This is a genomic window from Dyadobacter sp. HNCC25DJ183 (genome assembly GCF_056895175.1).
Genome location: NZ_JBXHAP010000003.1, coordinates 200,654 through 216,825 on the forward strand (window position 1 = coordinate 200,654; position 16,172 = coordinate 216,825).

Sequence of the window (16,172 nt, forward strand, 5' to 3'; positions counted from 1 at the left end):
TCAGGTAAATCTTGGCTTAATATACTTGGCAAAAAACTCAGGGTAAAACTTAAATGCGTATATAAATGTATGAAGCAGGTTCACATGTAAAATGCGGTTCAGGATCGTTTGCGAGATAGCAAAATTGACAATGTTCGAGATCAATGTCGCATAAGCAGCACCCATTACGCCCATTCGCTTAATCAATATGTAATTGAGGCCCAGGTTAATAACTGCACTGAGCAGCACCAGTGCAAATGTAATTTTCGGTTTGCCGATAGAATCAAGGATTGTACCGAACTGCCTGCCAAAAGGGATCAGAACACAGTATAAGACGGTTACTTTCAGGATCGGGATCGTCTCCGTGTATTTATCTCCTGCTATAAAGCTGACCACAAATTCAGGGAACAAAAACAGGAAAAGCAGGGCAGGAATCAGGATTGCGAGAATGGTACCTACCGATTTTTCATACAAATATTTAATCGCTGCTTCCCCCTCAGTGGCCAGTCGCCGGGCACTTTGCGGAAACACAATCACTGCAATTGCATTTGTGGGAATGTCGACCAGGTTCATAATACGGACTGCAATATTGAATGCGCCAGAAGCCGCAGGAGAGAGCAGCGAACCCAGCATCATTTGATCGATGGTACTTGAAAGAATGGAGCCAATGGAAGTCCCAAATGCGTATTTACCATAATTCAGCAGCTTTTTCACCCATTCTCCTGTGATTTTCAGCGTGAAATTGAGCAGGTCTTTGACGAAGAAATATTCAAGACAAATAGCCAGGAACAATGCAACCGCCTGCACATACACCAGCTCAACAAGCCTGATTTTTACGTTGAAAAAAAAGCAGAAAGCGAGAAAACAGAAGAAAACACCCGACTTGACGAAGTTGGTTATGAAGATCCCGTTGAATCGGAAGTTGGCTTGTTCCATCCAGTGAAACTGCGACAGAATGCCGGAAAAAAGATACACAATACTATAAACCCAGAAGAGCGGCACAATATCGGGCGAGTTCCAGATCCTGCCCAGGTAGGTCGCCAGCATCAGGTTTACAAGGATACAAACCAGGGTCAAACCGCCACTCAATGCAAATGAGGCGGAGAGGATCTTGTCGTGCTCTTCGGGTTCGCTGAATGATAAATACTTGATCAATGCATTCTGGATCAGTCCGCTACGTACCATTTCGAAAATGGTGGTTGTTGCGGCAAAGAGTGTCCACACCCCGAATGAATGCTTGTCGAGCATCCGCACCATGAGGTAAAATCCGCCAAAGCCGAAAAGTACACCCGTGAGGTTTTGCAGTACATTGATAATGCCTGATTTAAGCCAGTACTTGTCGTTTCCCTTTTTCTCAGTAGCCATAAATACAGGCCGACACTAGGTCAGGTAATCGTAGTTGAATTTCAAATGCCGGTATAAATGCCGGGAAAGGGTGACGAATGGGTTCTCTGTTTCGCGCCAGTAATTTCTTTTAACTGTGCTGGGCTCGGCGGAGGAATTCACCTGATCGAAAAGAGTGGTGTATTCGTCGAAAAACAATGCCTTTCCCTTGTTTTTGAGGACTGACATCATCATCCGATATTCGGTAACTTCAACTTTCAAACCCTCAGGATAGCGGCCAAAACGCTCAAAAAAGTTGCTCCTGCGCAAGTGCGGGTGGTCACTGTAATAGTAGAACTTCTTGTAGCCGGGATTCCAGATACTGAATACCATATCAGAAAACCCGCTTTTGTAAGGTTTCAGATACGGATATTTGAAGTAGGCATAGAAGCGGACAAAATCTAGCTCTTTCCGTTCCTGCATAAACCCGAATGCGCTTTTGAGCTTGTCCGGGAAAATCGCCTGCGGAACAAAATCCTCCTGCACGTACAGCGTGTAAGGTGTTTTGACTGCGTCCTGACCTTTGTTGATGTTGTTACCCAGCCCCCGGTTTTTCGGTGTAGTTACCAGCTCAAAAGTGTAGGTGTCTTTAAGCGAGTTGATGTAGGTAATGTGCTCGGGTTTACTGCCGTCATCGGAGACAACAATATTCCCGAACCGGCAGCCAAGATCCTCAAACGATTTCAGTAGCCTTTCCAGGGAAGTGCTTCTGTTGTAATGCGTGACGAGTAAAGTTATTTCATCGAAACTATGCATCTGAAAGTATTCTATTTGAGGTATCCCGATACGATTTTCCTTAATTTATTGTAAGCTTTTCTGCTTAGTCTCACCCAGTCAGGAACCGGCTTGTGGTCTTTCCAGGGAGTCATTCTCAGGTATTTGTAAAATTCGTCCTTATAGGCAGGGTTGCAATTGTAGGATTGAAAAATGGGCTTGATATCGAGGTAGTGAATCAGCCACGGATCTTTGATTTCCAGCACAGCGAATGTATTCCAGCGCTGGTCGAGCACTACCCATTTATTTACCAAAACCACATTCAGACCGTACTGGTCGGGGAAGCTGGCGGAGGCAATATTGTCGTAAATGCATTGGATAACCTTGTTGGAAATATCCTGCGCGCGCCACTGGATCGGGTCCACGAGCAGCATGCCTGCATTGAAATAAGGGGTTTGCGGATCAAAGCCGAGTTCTTTGTAATTAGGAACACCGCCCCATTCACTGCTTACTACTTTGGCCAGATCAGGTACCGCCGCGAACATTTTATCCTGCAAGTCGGTGTGCCACAGTTTTGAAATATCCTCTTTCAAAATCATATCCACGTCCAGGTACAGGAAACGTTCGGTTTCCTTTGGGATAATGTAGGGAGCAAAAAGCCGGAGGTAAGTAGTGATCGGGAATGCCGATTTATCTACCGGGATTTTCACATTCGGCGGGATCACGCTGGCAGTTTTATGCCAGTACATCGTCGTTACTGCCGGGTTGCTGGATGCAAGGATCTTCTTCTTGCTGGACTCAGAAATGCCGTCGTCGATGATGTACAGATCAATTTTCTCGTGCGTTTTGTGATTCATCTCGATGGATTTGATCAACGCGCCAAGCAGAATTGCATAGTGGTTATCGGTTGCAACGACGATCGTGATTTTGTCTTTAATGCTCATACATTAGATATTAAACTGGCGAACAATTAGGGTGTTTTCAATTCAGGTTCCTTGCTGTTTTTATTGACCCGGGCTTTTGGCTTGTACGCAAACCGCATTTCAATATGCTTGTAGGTCCAGGCGGAGAAAAAGTAGATGATGAGAAAGTTGAGTATGAAGAGATAGGAGTACGCGGTTTCGGGAAATTTCAGAACGCGTATGAATGCGACATTGAAAAGGCTGATCATCAATGCGTGGCACATGTAAATCGAGTAGGAGTACTTGCCCAGGTTATGCAGTATGCCCACGCTTTTGAGCATTCCTGACAATGCGCCTTTTTCAAATGCGAAAATGTAAATGCAAATGAAGAAAAGCACTTCATAAACAAGCCCGATCTCCTTCAAGGCAGCTCCTGCGCAGATCATCGTGATAATTGCAGCAACAGCCAAAACTTCCAACACGGAAAACAGGGGAGAAGAAAGGCGGGATACAGTATCGTAGCTGAGCCTGAAAACATTCACGCAGATCGCCCCCAGAAAAAAGCCGATAATCCCTCTCAGGAAACCGTAATCGAATGTAAAGTCTATTTTGAAGCTGTTCTGGACTGAGATGAGTGCAATGGTTGCGAGCAGTACAATGGCGGCGTAGAACCAGTTTTTGATTTTTTGTAAACCCATTACAAAGACAGCCAGCGTTAGGAATGCAAACACAATGTAAGCAACCATTTCAGCGCTGATCGACCAGCTGGGTATGTTCCAGCTCACATCTTTCGGGTCAAAAAGCGGGGTTGAATTGAGGAGGAACAGTGAGGTAATGAAGGTGTAAATGTTATTGTCGGGATCTGCCGGATTGTTCACCTTCACATAGGCTGTCATGGATTTTTTTGCAAACTCGATGGCGACAAAAGTGAGCAGCATGAATAAATGCAGCGGATAGATCCTGAAAAAGCGCTTTTTAAGGAACAGTTTTACTTCTCCACCTGATGAAATAGCCTGGTAGCTGTACGCGATCACAAACCCGCTGAGCACGAAGAAGAAGTCAACGAACATATCTGAATTTTCGACGAAGCTGTTGTTGATGATCGGCGTGGCTGCAAAAGGGCTCAAATGGAACAGAAATACCATCGACGCGAACAATCCCCGGAAAATATCAAGTACCTCAAACCGATGCTTCATTGCCGTCTGGTTTCAAATTAAAGATGCACCTAAAAGTATTCGTCCCTGTTTGTGACTCGTATTCGTATTCAAATGCGTCCGAAGCTTTTGTCAGGATCAGCAATCCGAAATGTTCGGTCGTCAATTCTGAAATCATCGGGTTACCGCTGCTTTCCATTTCTTCCACTGAAAAAACAGCCCGCGTGGTGCTCGGTGCACTCAGCCGGAGTGATTCAATCCCGTTCTGGTATATTTCGAATTCCACCGGCGGCGTAATGCTTTCCAGCGGCCACGAAACCTTTTTTCCGCCATTTTCCAGCTTAATCGCAAGTGGCAGGCCTTTATCCGCCTTTTCCAGCACAAGCTTCTTCTGATCATTCACGATCAATACTGCGCATTCAGGCACGCCCGAATGTTTGATCGCGTTCGTCAGCAATTCCGTCATTACCCATTTAAACCTCGACCTGACATCTTCCGTCAGATCATTCGTTAGCACTCTACTCTGCTCCACATAGTCCATACAGCTATTCAACATGTCTGAAATCTCCTGCAGGTCGCATCTGAACACCTTCTCAAACTTGTTGCGCGTTTCCATCATCCTTTACCGAAGCGTTTCCAATGCAGTTTGATGGTCTTTATAAATCTTGAAAACCTTATCCATTCTAATCAGTGTCAATAAGTTATGTACATCCGGTTTAAGGGATACTAGGTATATATCGATATTCCGGGGCAATGCATATTTAAGGGCTACAACGAGGCTTCCCAGGAAGGAGCTATCGATGTAATTGACGTTTTCAAAACTCACGATGATCAGCTTGGCACCATTTACCATCAGGCTGATCATTTCTTCCTTAAACAGTTCCGAGTTTGACAAGTTGGCTTCTTCCGGCAGGATTGTAACCTGAATGACGCCGTCTACTTCATTGGTATGTAATATCATTTTAGCTTATAATTTTTCAATAAAAATAATGCTGGCATCGTCCATCTGATTCGTATCGTCGATGATTGCCAAAACGTACTTTCGGATGAGCTCAAAGCTCTGTGCCTGACCGAGATAAGGGCTTATTTTTTCAACAAAAAATGGATAGTCGCTCTTCTTTGAATTGTTGGAAGGGATATCGATCATCCCGTCTGTAAAGATGGCAAGCTGGTCTCCCGGCTGCATCTGAATGGACTGTTTATCGTACAAACCTTCTTCCAGCAAGCCCAGCAGCAGCCCGGAGGATTGTACTGTGTCAATGCGCCGGGTAGATGCCTTAAAGCCGATCAGCGGAAGGTCCCCTGCGCCGGTATAATGCACTTCGCCGGTGTGGCTGTCGAGCAGCAGCAGTGAAAGGCTGGAAAGAATGTTTTGCAGACTTTCATCCAGGCAGATCAGTTTATTGATCTTTTGAACAATCAGGTCGAGCTCAAAATCTTTGTCGAGCACGCAAAAACGGATCGCAGCACGGATATAGCTCAGGAAACCGAAGGTGAAAAACCACGCTTTCCATTTCTTACCCATGATATCTCCCAGGAATGCGAAACAGTACCGTTCGTCCACCTGGACAAAGTCTATAAAATCGCCGCCGGGATAGCCTCTGAACCCTTTATGCCAGAAATGTACCCTAAAACCGGGCAGGTCGGGCTCGCGTACCGGGATGGATTTTACATTCAATGCATCCGCCGCGATTTTCAACTCACGCACCGAACGCACATGCTCATTTTGGAGCGACTTGATGATGTTGTTCAACTTGGAAATGATCACCGGAATCGGCGTTTCCTTATTGATAAAATCAAGCGCGTACATATTCAAACCTTCGAGTACCAGTGAATTATCGGTAAATGAGGTAAGGAAAACGAAAGGTATCTCGTTGATTTTCGGGTTCATCAAAACGGCTTGCCTGAAATGAAACCCATTCATTTCGGGCATGTCGTAGTCGGAGATAATGAGGTCCGGGATTTCATTCGCCAGGAAATCAAGCGCGCGTTCCGCCGATTCGCAAACGGCGCACTCATAGCCAGCTTTCCGCAATGCAGATTCTATTACCCTGCCAAACAGCAGACTATCTTCCACCAGAAGGATCTTCTTAACACTTGTCGGCGGATCCGGGAACGTGATCATTTCTTGCTGAAGTTTAAAACAATCAGGAGAACTCCTCCAAATATGATCATCAGCGAAACCAGATCCATGATCGTTACGCCGTCATTGATATTGAAATAAAAAACGGTGGCAATTTCAAAACTGGGAGGGGCAGGCATGATGATCATAGCAAATCCTGTGGTGATCAGTAAAAATCCTAGAATCAGCATTACGACAGTCTGCAATCCCTTCCGGGCCGGACTGCTGCCTATAATCCTGTTATCGACCGGGTTTTCTGCCAGCAGCTTTTCTAGACCTTCCAGCAGGTCCTCGCGTGACAGCGTATCCTGATCCAGCGCTTCGTAGGGCGCCAGCCTTTTTCTCGCGGCTTCTGCCATTCGGAAAGCCTCCGAAATGCGCTCCTCAAATTCTTGCGCCTGCCCGCTCTCCACATTGGCGTGACCAATCAGGCGAACTATTTCGTCAACCTTCGCTTCTAAAAGCGCATTTTCCGGTACCTTTTTGGAGGGAATGCTAATCGGCCTGATTTCCAGCAGACGAGGAATTTTCACTTATTTGACGCGGATTTTGGATAAAGGAGGTTCGGTATTGCAATTACTTGCATTTGCTCAACAAAACCTGCGGTCTGAAACAACAATTTGTTAAAGCTATATTTTTATTATTACTTTTGAAATAGTTCTACAAAACAACAAAAATATTCCCTCTTTCCGAACACTTTCCCGCAGTCATTTTTAGAATGAAAACAGTTTCCATTGTGACGGTTAATTTTAACCAGCCTCAGGTTACCGAAGATCTGCTCAGATCACTTGAAGAGGTTAATAATTATCCTGACCTGGAAATCATTGTGGTTGATAACGGAAGCACAATCGACCCGGTACCTGCCTGGAAGCCACGCTATCCGCACGTGAAATTTATCCGCTCTGAAAAGAACACCGGATTTGCAGGAGGGAACAATATCGGGATTGCACAAGCGACCGGTAACTACCTGTTTTTGATCAATAATGACACCGAGGTTACGCCGGATCTGATCAGAAAGCTCGTCGCTCAGCTGGAAGAGAATTCGAGAATCGGAATGATCTCTCCGAAGATCAACTACTTTGATCACCCGAAGATGCTGCAGTACACCGGCTATACCCCAATGAATTATTATACTGCCCGAAATGCTTGCATTGGCCAGTTTGAAGAGGATAGGGGACAGTACGATTCGCTCAGCGGAGAAACTGGCTATGCGCATGGTGCGGCCATGATGGTGCGGCGCGAAGCAATTGAAAAGACCGGTTTAATGGCGGAAAATTACTTTCTGTACTATGAAGAGCTGGACTGGTGCGAGCGCATCAGGAAGGCGGGCTATGAAATTCATGTAGACTTATCTGCATTGATCTACCACAAAGAGTCCGTTTCAGTCGGAAAGAGAACTGCATTGAAAGAGTTTTTCATGAACCGCAACCGGATTCTCTTCATCCGGAAAAATGCACCCGGACTTACCTTCTTCATTTTCTGTTGCTACTTTCTCCTTACAGTTGCCCCGCGAAATATCTTCAAATACATTAAAAACAAAGAGTACAGCTTTATTCCCGTGTTTCTGAGTGCAATTACCTGGCATTTCACTAACAAGGCGGACAGCAACAACCTGGGTTTTAATTTGAAACGTTAACATATGGAACTCCTCTTCTGGCTCAGCCTTTTCGTCGTTTTTTACACGTTTCTTGGCTACGGTATCGTGCTGTACATTCTGGTAAGACTGCGCAGGATTATCAAAGGAAACCGGCCGGTACCCGGTTTCGATCAGGACTTTCCGACATTGACGCTGATCATTGCTGCGTACAACGAAGAGAGCATCATTGAAGAGAAGATCGCCAATACCTTACAGCTGTCATACCCCGCAGACAAACTGAGCCTGGTGTTCGTTACAGATGGTTCGTCGGATCGTACGCCGGAACTGGTAGCCGCTTACGACCAGATCAAGCTGATGCATACACCGGTGAGAAGCGGTAAAATCCTGGCCATGCACCGGGCAATGAAGGAGGTGAATTCCGAGGTAGTTGTTTTTACCGATGCAAATACTTTCCTCAACAAAGACGCATTGATGCTGATCGCAAGGCACTATGCCGACCCGACTGTAGGCGCAGTGTCCGGCGAAAAACGCGTACAGCAGGAAGAAGTTTCGGATGCAACTGCCGGGGAAGGCTTTTACTGGAAGTACGAATCGACATTGAAGAAATGGGATTCAGAGCTTTATTCGGTCGTCGGGGCGGCAGGAGAATTGTTCAGCGTGCGGAATTCCCTTTACACGGATGTGGAGCCCGATACTATTCTCGATGATTTTATGATTTCAATGCGCATTGCCCAGCAAGGTTACCGCATTATCTACGAGCCTGCTGCCTACGCTTCGGAGCTTTCGTCGGAAGATATCAAGGAGGAGCTGAAACGAAAAGTGCGCATTGCTGCGGGCGGGATACAATCCATTCTGCGGCTCAAAAAACTGCTGAACCCGTTTCATTCGCCCCTGCTGTCATTTCAGTACATCAGTCACCGCGTACTCAGGTGGACAGTCACACCTTTTCTGATGATCCTTTCATTTGTACTTAACATCTGGATCGTTGCCGATGGAGGCGGGTGGTTTTACAGCCTGATCCTTGCCGGGCAGGTTTTCTTCTACGGCGCGGCACTGCTGGGCTGGTTGCTCGAAAAGCGGAAAATCAAGGTGAAAGCCTTGTTCGTTCCTTACTATTTCTGCGTGATGAATTATGCGGTATTGGCAGGAATACGGCGGTATATCAAAGGCTCACAAAGCGCGGCCTGGGATAAGTCCCGCCGGAAAAGCGCAACTGCTACTTACTAGTCTTTGCCCGTAAGCCTGTAATTACATTGCTTTAAGGCGAGCTGATTCTTCTTCCAGAATAGGCAGGAAAACATTGATATCCGTGTTGATCTCCACGTACATGTTCATGAGTGTGTCATTGGTTTCATTGTCTTTAATGGCGCGTTCCAGGATCTCGACGCGCGGGCGGATACCTGTCAATCCCGCCATTGTAAAAGAGGGCTTCAATCCGTGAACAATGCTTGCGGCTTCTTTTTTATTGTCGGTTTCAAGTGCCAGCTCCAATGCCCGCCAGCGCGGAAGGGAATCGCTCAGAAATGCGTCAAAAATCATGTAAAGGATGACCGGATCGTCTCCATAAGCCTGATCAATATAGGCGAGGTCCAGGGCTGGATTAAGGTTTAAAGCCATTATTTCTGAGTTAAAAGTATTCCGGATAAGAGGTTGGTTGAGGTAAAAGTAAACGTGCAAGGATACCGCTGGTAACCCTTGCACGTCGCAAAACTATAACAATTATTGATTTCCTTCTGCTTTTGTTTCTTCTTTTGCAGGTTGTTTCGCTTCTTCTTTTGCCTTCTTCTTAAAGTACCTGCGGAACAGGAAGTTAGACCTTAAAGCGGTCATATTTTCATCCAGTTTTTCAGTGCTGGTTTCCAGGTTTTGAAGGGTTCCTTTCAGGTTTGCTGCCGTAGTTTCGTCGTGCAGTAACACACCGATTGGGCTGGTAGTGTTTGAGTTAAGTTCTGCACTGGCTGTTTTCAGGTTGTTAACCATCACATTCGCAGAAGAAACTGTCTCATTCAATCTGCCGATTGTTCCGCGCAGGTCTCTCATGATAACTGTATCGGTTGCAAAATCATTTGCCAGTCCACCTTTCTGGTTCAATTTCTGAGAAAATCCGGAGAGGGAAGCGGTCATTGCCTGCGCATTAACAGAAGCCTTTTTCAATGAGGCCAGGGTTTGGTCCACATCGTTGTAAAGCCGCTCGTCGTTCAGAAGCATACCCACGGTTCCTTTTCCTTCCAGGATGTTCTTGCTGATCGTTTTGAAGGCGCTGGTTATCCCGAGCAGGTTTCTGTTGTTTTCGGATAAAACCGCTAGCATTTCCTCGGTACTCTCTATTTTTTCTACAACCAGCTCGTCGCCGTCTTCCACAGAAGGTACCTTTTGCGTGCCGCCGTAAATGACAATGATCTTATTTCCGATCAAACCGTCCGTGCTGACCTTGGCTTTTGCATTCTTGCGGATAAACTCCTGAGATTTTTCTTCGATGTTCAGCAGCACCTCTACCCGCGAGTTACCTAAAAAGCGAATGGACTTAACTGTACCGATCTTCACCCCCGAGTACCAGATGTTGTTGCCGGGTTTAAGCCCGTTCACGTCATCAAAAATGGTTTTGACACTAATGGTGGAAGAAAATACCTTTTTCATACTCCCGATCGTGAGTATTCCGACTACAAAAATCAGAATTCCTATTATTACAAACAGGCCAACGGTGATAGAGCGTCTTCTTGTTGATGTTTCCATTATTTACTGAATAAAATTATAGTCGTAAAAACTCTTGATTCTCTCTTCTTCTGAACTAAATACCTCCTCGAATGTGCCTTGTTTCACGAATGTCCCGTCAAGCAGCATTGCTATTTTATCCCCGGTCGCGCGGGCACAGGTAAGGTCGTGTGTGATGATGATCGAGCTGGTGTGGTATTTTTCTTTTACCTCGTTGATCAGCTCGTTAATTTCCAGACATGTGATCGGATCCAGTCCGGCAGTAGGTTCGTCGTAAAGCATGATTTCCGGTTTGAGGATCAATGTCCTTGCAATACCGATCCGTTTACGCTGCCCGCCTGACAATTCCGAGGGTACCTGGTTAATGGTCTGTAGAAGGCCGACCGCATCCAGTACATATTCCACCTGCTCGTTGATCTCCGCGCGGGTCAGGTTCGCCACATTCCTTACGAGCGGGAATTCAAGGTTTTCCCTTACGGTCATACTATCATAGAGCGCACTGTTCTGAAAGGAAAAGCCGATTTTCATCCGCAATTCCCTCAGTTCTTTTTCATTGAGCTGAGATACTTCTCTGCCCAAAACAATGCACTTGCCCCGATCCTGTTTAAGTAGGCCGGCTATGATCTTGATCAGTACCGACTTACCAGTTCCGGAGCGGCCCAGTACCACCACGTTTTCACCTTTTTCGACCTTCAAATCTACTCCGCGAAGCACATGCAGGCTCCCGAAAGACTTGTGAAGGTCTTCGATGTCGATAACCGGCGCTTCTGGCTGAGTTACTTCTTCCATTTTATATCCTGAAATAATTAGATACCTGAACAATGATCACTTCCTCGATAAAAATGAGGAACATCGAAATTACCACAGCCGAGTTGGCTGCCTTTCCAACTCCTTCCGTCCCCTTACTCGCATTGTAACCCTGGTAACACCCCACAATCCCGATTGTGAAACCGTAAGCAATTGCTTTGGCGAGTGAAGTGAAAATATCCAGAAAGGTTATCTGCTCGAATGCGCTTTCGAAGAATGCAATAAAACTCGTTCCTTCATTGAGTGTTACATTGAGGAACGCGCCCAGCAAGCTCACGAGCGTACAGTAGAACATCAGAATGGGAATGGCGATGGTGGAAGCGAGCACCCTTGTCACCACCAGGAATTTAAATGGGTTAACAGCCGATACTTCCATCGCGTCGATCTGCTCGGTAACGCGCATCGAACCCAGCTCAGCACCGATGCTCGACCCGATTTTACCGGCGCTTATCAATGCAGTTACGAGCGCAGCCAGCGCGCGGACGATAGCAATAGCAACCAGTGAAGGCAGCCAGGATACCGCGCCGAATTCGGCCAGCGAGGGCCGCGACTGTTTTGTAAATACCATTCCGGTGATAAAGCCCGTCATTCCGATCAGCAGCAGCGACTTGTTTCCGATCGCGTAACATTGCTTCACGATCTCCTGAAATTCCATCCGGCCTTTGAAGACTTCGCGGAAAAACCTGATAAAGAATACGTAGCCATTATAAACCGCCAGGAAGGCTGAGTCTAAACCTTTTGTGTAAACGTGTTCCCTTTTCTTTGTGCTCATTCAATTTTTGGCAAAGTGACTTTTGTGTTTCGTTGCTTCTTTTCAGATGCTCAATGGGATAGCTGGTTTAGCTCCCGGCAGCGATCTCTCTTCAAACCACCTCATTCTGTATGCATTCATAGCTGTTTTTCCAAGTTTGTCCAGCAGGCGATAGTTTACGATCACGCCCACTGCCGCTCCGATACCCGGAATCAGCTGCGCCATTTTCGCAAGATCAATATAATCGCGGTATTCTTGCTGAAAGGTTTTCCAGTCGAACTGATGGATATCATCTGGCAAAAACTGGCTTTTGATTTGCCAGTCCTGCATTTGGCTGAAAACGTGCTGCCGTTGTTTCTGGCTTGAAAAAGCAAGCTGGAAAACATGCAGGATAAAAAGCCGCTCTTTATAATCGTTTACAGGCCGGCCGTACAGCGCGGCGATCTCGAAAAGCAGTTTCAATTTGATCCCGATCAGAATGGGGAACTCGGCGAGTGCAAGCAGGAAGCCGCCTGCGCCGGTGATACCACCTTCCGCAGCACTGGCTTTTTTATAAAATTCAATGCGTTTCCTGACTTCAGTTTCAATTTCTTCCAGGCTGTGTCGCTCCCGGGGAATGCCGGTTGTGAACTCCGCGCCGGTGAGTACCGCACGGATCATCTGTTTGATCGTAGCAGTAATTGCCTGATGAACCTTATCCGGGATGATATTATTGATTTTGTCCTGAACAGCCTTCGAAGTCCGATCAACAAAGTTCGGCCGCTTCTGCATTTTGTGCTGCCACTTCAACAGTTCAAGTCTGGTATTTTCCTCGTATGTGCTGAAATGCATATCAGTCAAAATCAAGATCGGGAAGGATAGAGTACGTTAACAATTCGAATTTGATCTTGTTTAGCAAAAATCATTCCAAATCATTACTCAGTCTCCTTACTGATCTTTTCTTCGGCTAATTCAAGGTCTTCTTTGTCTGGTTCCGGCTCTTCCTGCTGCTTTTCTGCGGCAGGTTCATACTGGAGTGAAATCAGGATCGGGAAGTGGTCGGAGGAAAAGTTTTCCAGTCTTTTCAAATGGATCAGTTTGAAGTGCGTGGTGCAAAAAACGTGATCGAGGGGAAATCTCAGGAAAGGGTACCTCGCATGGAAAGTATTGAAGAAGCCGCGACCTTCACGCGGGTCGAGCGTTCCGCTGATTTTCTTAAAAAGCTGCGTTGTGTATGACCACGCCACGTCATTCAGGTCGCCCACTACGATCGTGGGAATCGGGCATTCTTTTACTTCTTTGGCTACCAGCAACAGTTCTTTGTCGCGCTCGGTGGAGTACACATTTTCACCCGGTACCGGTGGGGTAGGGTGCACGCAATGCAGCTGGAAATTCTTGCCTGAGGGCAGTTCTACGCAGGTTTTAATGGAAGGTATCTCTTCATCCACCAGGTGCCGGACTTCCGTATCCATTAGTTTAAGCCGGGAATACAGCAGCATTCCATACGTATTTTCGAGTGGAACAAGCTGCTGGTAAGGGTAGCTTTTTGTAAGCTCTTCGGTACCTTTTCGCCAGAATTCGTCTGTTTCAAGCAGCAGTATAATGTCCGGATTGTACTTCTTCAACACTTTCAGACAGCCTGCTATATTCTTGTTATGCTGGTACACATTGGAAGAAATAATGCTCACCGTATTATCAGGATCATTCCTGTCTGCTTTCAGCAACGTACGTTTGGACAGAAAAGTAAATGGAAAAACCTGGTAAACGAGGTAACCAGTATTCAGCAGCAATACTGCCACGACGCCGATCTGAAAAGGTGTAGAAATCCTGAATAGCGCCAGATAAAGGATCAGGATCAGTACGTTGAGAAAAAGCTTTTGTAACCTGGGATATTCGAAAACTCTGAATGCCCAGAAATCATTTCTGACCAGCGGAATCAGGGAAAAGAGTACAATAATTGCCCCGGCAATTTCCAGGCCTGTTTGAAGAGAATGCATGTTGAGTTAATTCACGATGGTATCTATATGTCGGGCTATTGTACCCAAACTTTCTTTGTCCATTCCTTTTCACCGGCTTTCAGCCTGATCAAATGAATGCCCTGGACCCCGCCAGGTACTGTAATAATGGTTTCTGTTTCATTCCGGACAGCCTGTTGCGACAATGCGTGTCCATTCATATCTAAAAAGCTGATTTCACCTGTAACTGATTTGTTGAACTTTACGCTGAGGCGGTCATTTTTACGTGCCGGGTTCGGGTAAACTGAAAACAGCTCGCCCCGATCCTTCTCTACGCCGAGGATAACAGGCATTTCAATCTCAGCGAGTCCATACTGGTCGGATTCAGCGAGTTTGTTCTCGGCTTTGAGCCGGTATATGATTTTATCGGCATGATTGGGCTTATCAACAAACTGGGTTGTAACCGAGTCAAGTACTGCAATGCGGCTGAACGCGGAGGTGCCTTTCAATTGCCGCTCCAATACGTACTTATTTGCTCCTTCTACAAGTTGCCAGCTGAGCTTTACATCCGTGTCACCCTGCTTTTCAGCTGTCAGAACAGGCTTTGACAATGCAGTTCCGATCGGTACATTGTAGAAAGTAAGCGCGCGCATTCCTTTGCTGTTCCTGATGTAAGGCCCGGTAAACGGAAAGTAGGGGCCGCCCTCAGGAAGGTACATCGGCAGGTAGTTAATGCTATTCGCTCCCTGCGGACCGCTAAGTTCAAGCAGGATTTTGTTGCCTTCGGCTTTTCCTGAAGTTACCATTCCTGATCCCCAGTCCAGGTAAAAGAAATCTTTCATTTCCAGGTTTACGCCGGAAGCAGTGCGGTAAGTTGTCGGGTAAACCAGCTCCTGACCTTCGTCAAACACCAGTACCAGCTGTTTTTTTTCCTGGGTTTTATAAAAAACCTTTTTAAGCGAAGGAGAGAGTATGTTGGAAGTGTCTGTGGAATTGTAAAAATCTTTCAGGATAATCCTCGAAAGCTCGAACCCGCTCTGCTGATTGCCCGCCCGCCCATAATGCAGCCCGTCGAATTCGGCCGTTCCTACCGTCGCAATTGTGGTGATCTCATTGTAAATATCAGGAAGCCTGCGCTGATAATCTCGTATTTCAGCACCGGTTGGGGAGGGGAAATAAATGATATCGATCTGGTAAATGTAAATTTTTTGAAGGTTGGGCAGATCGAGTTTCAGGTTCTTATGCAGGTGATCAAAGTTGCCGGGCCAGTTAAAGGCTTCGTGGTAAGCTTCTGTCTCACCTTGCCGGAAAATGTATGATTTAGCTGCGTTGACAAGTCCGCCTTTTTGCAGCCGGTAAAGCATTCTGCCGTATCCGGTATTCAGGTCCGCCGGATTGTTCTCGTTGCGTTTCGCATGATCACCCACAGCCGACCAGTGAAATCCCGCATTGATCAGGCAGTTCGGAATGCCCGATTTTTGCATTACCTGCTTCTGGATTTCAAAACCCATCGTACCCACACCATTTTGGTAAAGGTTCATATTGGAGTACGACCAAAGCGTATCCGCGGGGTTGTAGGGCACTGTATTGAGGTTGTCCGTGATCCTGCCAAAAGTGCGGCAAAAGCGCGTTGTATCTGGTTCTGTGAAGAATCCGGTGGAGTTAGATTGTCCCGAGACAATGTACACGTCTCCACTCACGACATCCTTTCTGTTAACCACCAATACAGAGTCCGCTCCTTTGCATACGTACACTGCAAAATTATATCCTGCGAGCTCCGCCTTGATCTTCGTTTCGGTTGAGAACTTACCTACTTTGCCGCCTCCCGTATATTGCAGATTAGCTTTCAGATACTTGAAATGCGCATTGTTTCTGGTTACCTGTACCGAAACATAGTCCCAGCCGGATACTTCGACGATTCCGGAGATCGGAATGTTTGCTTCACTCTTCTCGTCACGAGGGTACAGCTGATAGTCCTGCGGGAGCTTTTCGAATACGACGGAGAAAAACCTTTGTGCATGACCAGCACCTGCGCTTCCGAGGAGAAACACGAGAACAAGAAGGAATCCGGGCCACTTTCGTCCGGGCTCAGTGTTGCGGTGAAGCAAATTCATCGA

Annotated in this window: 17 protein-coding genes; 2 read left to right on the forward strand and 15 right to left on the reverse strand. The window is 46.5% G+C overall.

What is annotated here, in order from left to right:
* Genes AC1XTG_RS08275 through AC1XTG_RS08310 form a run of 8 tightly spaced genes read right to left on the reverse strand, consistent with a single transcriptional unit; the run spans position 1 to position 6,787 of the window.
* Complete coding sequence (locus AC1XTG_RS08275) at positions 1-1,344, reverse strand: flippase (RefSeq protein WP_484841631.1); 1,344 nt, start codon at positions 1,342-1,344, stop codon at positions 1-3.
* Positions 1,345-1,359: 15 nt separating this feature from the next.
* Entirely contained in the window at positions 1,360-2,118 is a 759-nt protein-coding gene (locus AC1XTG_RS08280) for a glycosyltransferase (protein ID WP_484841632.1), read from the reverse strand.
* An 11-nt stretch (positions 2,119-2,129) separates the two neighbouring features.
* Complete coding sequence (locus AC1XTG_RS08285) at positions 2,130-3,020, reverse strand: glycosyltransferase family 8 protein (RefSeq protein ID WP_056289965.1); 891 nt, start codon at positions 3,018-3,020, stop codon at positions 2,130-2,132.
* A gap of 26 nt (positions 3,021-3,046) precedes the next feature.
* Positions 3,047-4,174 carry an acyltransferase family protein gene (locus AC1XTG_RS08290; protein WP_056289962.1) on the reverse strand — a complete coding sequence of 376 codons (1,128 nt, stop codon included), beginning with the start codon at positions 4,172-4,174 and terminating at the stop codon, positions 3,047-3,049.
* Entirely contained in the window at positions 4,158-4,751 is a 594-nt protein-coding gene (locus AC1XTG_RS08295; RefSeq protein WP_056289959.1) for an ATP-binding protein, read from the reverse strand. Before AC1XTG_RS08295 ends, AC1XTG_RS08290 begins: the two co-directional genes overlap by 17 nt.
* Before the next feature lie 3 nt (positions 4,752-4,754).
* Positions 4,755-5,093, reverse strand: coding sequence for an STAS domain-containing protein (locus AC1XTG_RS08300; RefSeq protein WP_056289956.1), 339 nt, complete (start codon positions 5,091-5,093; stop codon positions 4,755-4,757).
* Positions 5,094-5,099: 6 nt separating this feature from the next.
* Positions 5,100-6,257: a SpoIIE family protein phosphatase gene (locus AC1XTG_RS08305; RefSeq protein WP_484841633.1), complete on the reverse strand. Its 1,158-nt coding sequence runs from the start codon at positions 6,255-6,257 to the stop codon at positions 5,100-5,102.
* Positions 6,254-6,787, reverse strand: a complete 534-nt coding sequence (locus AC1XTG_RS08310; protein ID WP_484841634.1) for a hypothetical protein — start codon at positions 6,785-6,787, stop codon at positions 6,254-6,256. Before AC1XTG_RS08310 ends, AC1XTG_RS08305 begins: the two co-directional genes overlap by 4 nt.
* A 185-nt stretch (positions 6,788-6,972) precedes the next feature.
* Here AC1XTG_RS08310 and AC1XTG_RS08315 point away from each other — a divergent pair, with 185 nt between their 5' ends.
* Positions 6,973-7,890: a glycosyltransferase family 2 protein gene (locus tag AC1XTG_RS08315; protein ID WP_484841635.1), complete on the forward strand. Its 918-nt coding sequence runs from the start codon at positions 6,973-6,975 to the stop codon at positions 7,888-7,890.
* Between the two features lie 3 nt (positions 7,891-7,893).
* Positions 7,894-9,078, forward strand: a complete 1,185-nt coding sequence (locus tag AC1XTG_RS08320; protein WP_484841636.1) for a glycosyltransferase family 2 protein — start codon at positions 7,894-7,896, stop codon at positions 9,076-9,078.
* A 21-nt stretch (positions 9,079-9,099) separates the two neighbouring features.
* On the opposite strand, the gene AC1XTG_RS08325 is transcribed toward AC1XTG_RS08320, so the two are convergent.
* The 7 genes from AC1XTG_RS08325 to AC1XTG_RS08355 form a co-directional block, all read right to left on the reverse strand.
* Complete coding sequence (locus tag AC1XTG_RS08325; protein ID WP_484841637.1) at positions 9,100-9,468, reverse strand: Hpt domain-containing protein; 369 nt, start codon at positions 9,466-9,468, stop codon at positions 9,100-9,102.
* 102 nt (positions 9,469-9,570) lie between these two features.
* Positions 9,571-10,584: an MlaD family protein gene (locus AC1XTG_RS08330; protein WP_484841638.1), complete on the reverse strand. Its 1,014-nt coding sequence runs from the start codon at positions 10,582-10,584 to the stop codon at positions 9,571-9,573.
* A gap of 3 nt (positions 10,585-10,587) precedes the next feature.
* Entirely contained in the window at positions 10,588-11,352 is a 765-nt protein-coding gene (locus AC1XTG_RS08335; RefSeq protein ID WP_056289934.1) for an ABC transporter ATP-binding protein, read from the reverse strand.
* A gap of 1 nt (position 11,353) precedes the next feature.
* Complete coding sequence (locus AC1XTG_RS08340; protein WP_056289931.1) at positions 11,354-12,142, reverse strand: MlaE family ABC transporter permease; 789 nt, start codon at positions 12,140-12,142, stop codon at positions 11,354-11,356.
* Positions 12,143-12,184: 42 nt separating this feature from the next.
* The gene (locus tag AC1XTG_RS08345; protein WP_484841639.1) at positions 12,185-12,952 is read right to left on the reverse strand and encodes an EcsC family protein; all 768 of its coding nucleotides are present in this window, start codon (positions 12,950-12,952) and stop codon (positions 12,185-12,187) included.
* 83 nt (positions 12,953-13,035) lie between these two features.
* On the reverse strand, positions 13,036-14,097 hold the full coding sequence (locus tag AC1XTG_RS08350) for an endonuclease/exonuclease/phosphatase family protein (RefSeq protein WP_056289923.1): 1,062 nt from the start codon (positions 14,095-14,097) through the stop codon (positions 13,036-13,038).
* Between the two features lie 35 nt (positions 14,098-14,132).
* Complete coding sequence (locus AC1XTG_RS08355) at positions 14,133-16,169, reverse strand: T9SS type A sorting domain-containing protein (RefSeq protein ID WP_484841640.1); 2,037 nt, start codon at positions 16,167-16,169, stop codon at positions 14,133-14,135.
* Between the last annotated feature and the right edge of the window lie 3 nt (positions 16,170-16,172).

Coding starts and splice junctions, on each gene's coding strand:
- AC1XTG_RS08275 (WP_484841631.1), bottom strand. CDS start 1,344: ATGGCTACTGAGAAAAAGGGAAACGACAAGTACTGGCTTAAATCAGGC.
- AC1XTG_RS08280 (WP_484841632.1), bottom strand. CDS start 2,118: ATGCATAGTTTCGATGAAATAACTTTACTCGTCACGCATTACAACAGA.
- AC1XTG_RS08285 (WP_056289965.1), bottom strand. CDS start 3,020: ATGAGCATTAAAGACAAAATCACGATCGTCGTTGCAACCGATAACCAC.
- AC1XTG_RS08290 (WP_056289962.1), bottom strand. CDS start 4,174: ATGAAGCATCGGTTTGAGGTACTTGATATTTTCCGGGGATTGTTCGCG.
- AC1XTG_RS08295 (WP_056289959.1), bottom strand. CDS start 4,751: ATGATGGAAACGCGCAACAAGTTTGAGAAGGTGTTCAGATGCGACCTG.
- AC1XTG_RS08300 (WP_056289956.1), bottom strand. CDS start 5,093: ATGATATTACATACCAATGAAGTAGACGGCGTCATTCAGGTTACAATC.
- AC1XTG_RS08305 (WP_484841633.1), bottom strand. CDS start 6,257: ATGATCACGTTCCCGGATCCGCCGACAAGTGTTAAGAAGATCCTTCTG.
- AC1XTG_RS08315 (WP_484841635.1), top strand. CDS start 6,973: ATGAAAACAGTTTCCATTGTGACGGTTAATTTTAACCAGCCTCAGGTT.
- AC1XTG_RS08320 (WP_484841636.1), top strand. CDS start 7,894: ATGGAACTCCTCTTCTGGCTCAGCCTTTTCGTCGTTTTTTACACGTTT.
- AC1XTG_RS08325 (WP_484841637.1), bottom strand. CDS start 9,468: ATGGCTTTAAACCTTAATCCAGCCCTGGACCTCGCCTATATTGATCAG.
- AC1XTG_RS08330 (WP_484841638.1), bottom strand. CDS start 10,584: ATGGAAACATCAACAAGAAGACGCTCTATCACCGTTGGCCTGTTTGTA.
- AC1XTG_RS08335 (WP_056289934.1), bottom strand. CDS start 11,352: ATGGAAGAAGTAACTCAGCCAGAAGCGCCGGTTATCGACATCGAAGAC.
- AC1XTG_RS08340 (WP_056289931.1), bottom strand. CDS start 12,142: ATGAGCACAAAGAAAAGGGAACACGTTTACACAAAAGGTTTAGACTCA.
- AC1XTG_RS08345 (WP_484841639.1), bottom strand. CDS start 12,952: ATGCATTTCAGCACATACGAGGAAAATACCAGACTTGAACTGTTGAAG.
- AC1XTG_RS08350 (WP_056289923.1), bottom strand. CDS start 14,097: ATGCATTCTCTTCAAACAGGCCTGGAAATTGCCGGGGCAATTATTGTA.
- AC1XTG_RS08355 (WP_484841640.1), bottom strand. CDS start 16,169: ATGAATTTGCTTCACCGCAACACTGAGCCCGGACGAAAGTGGCCCGGA.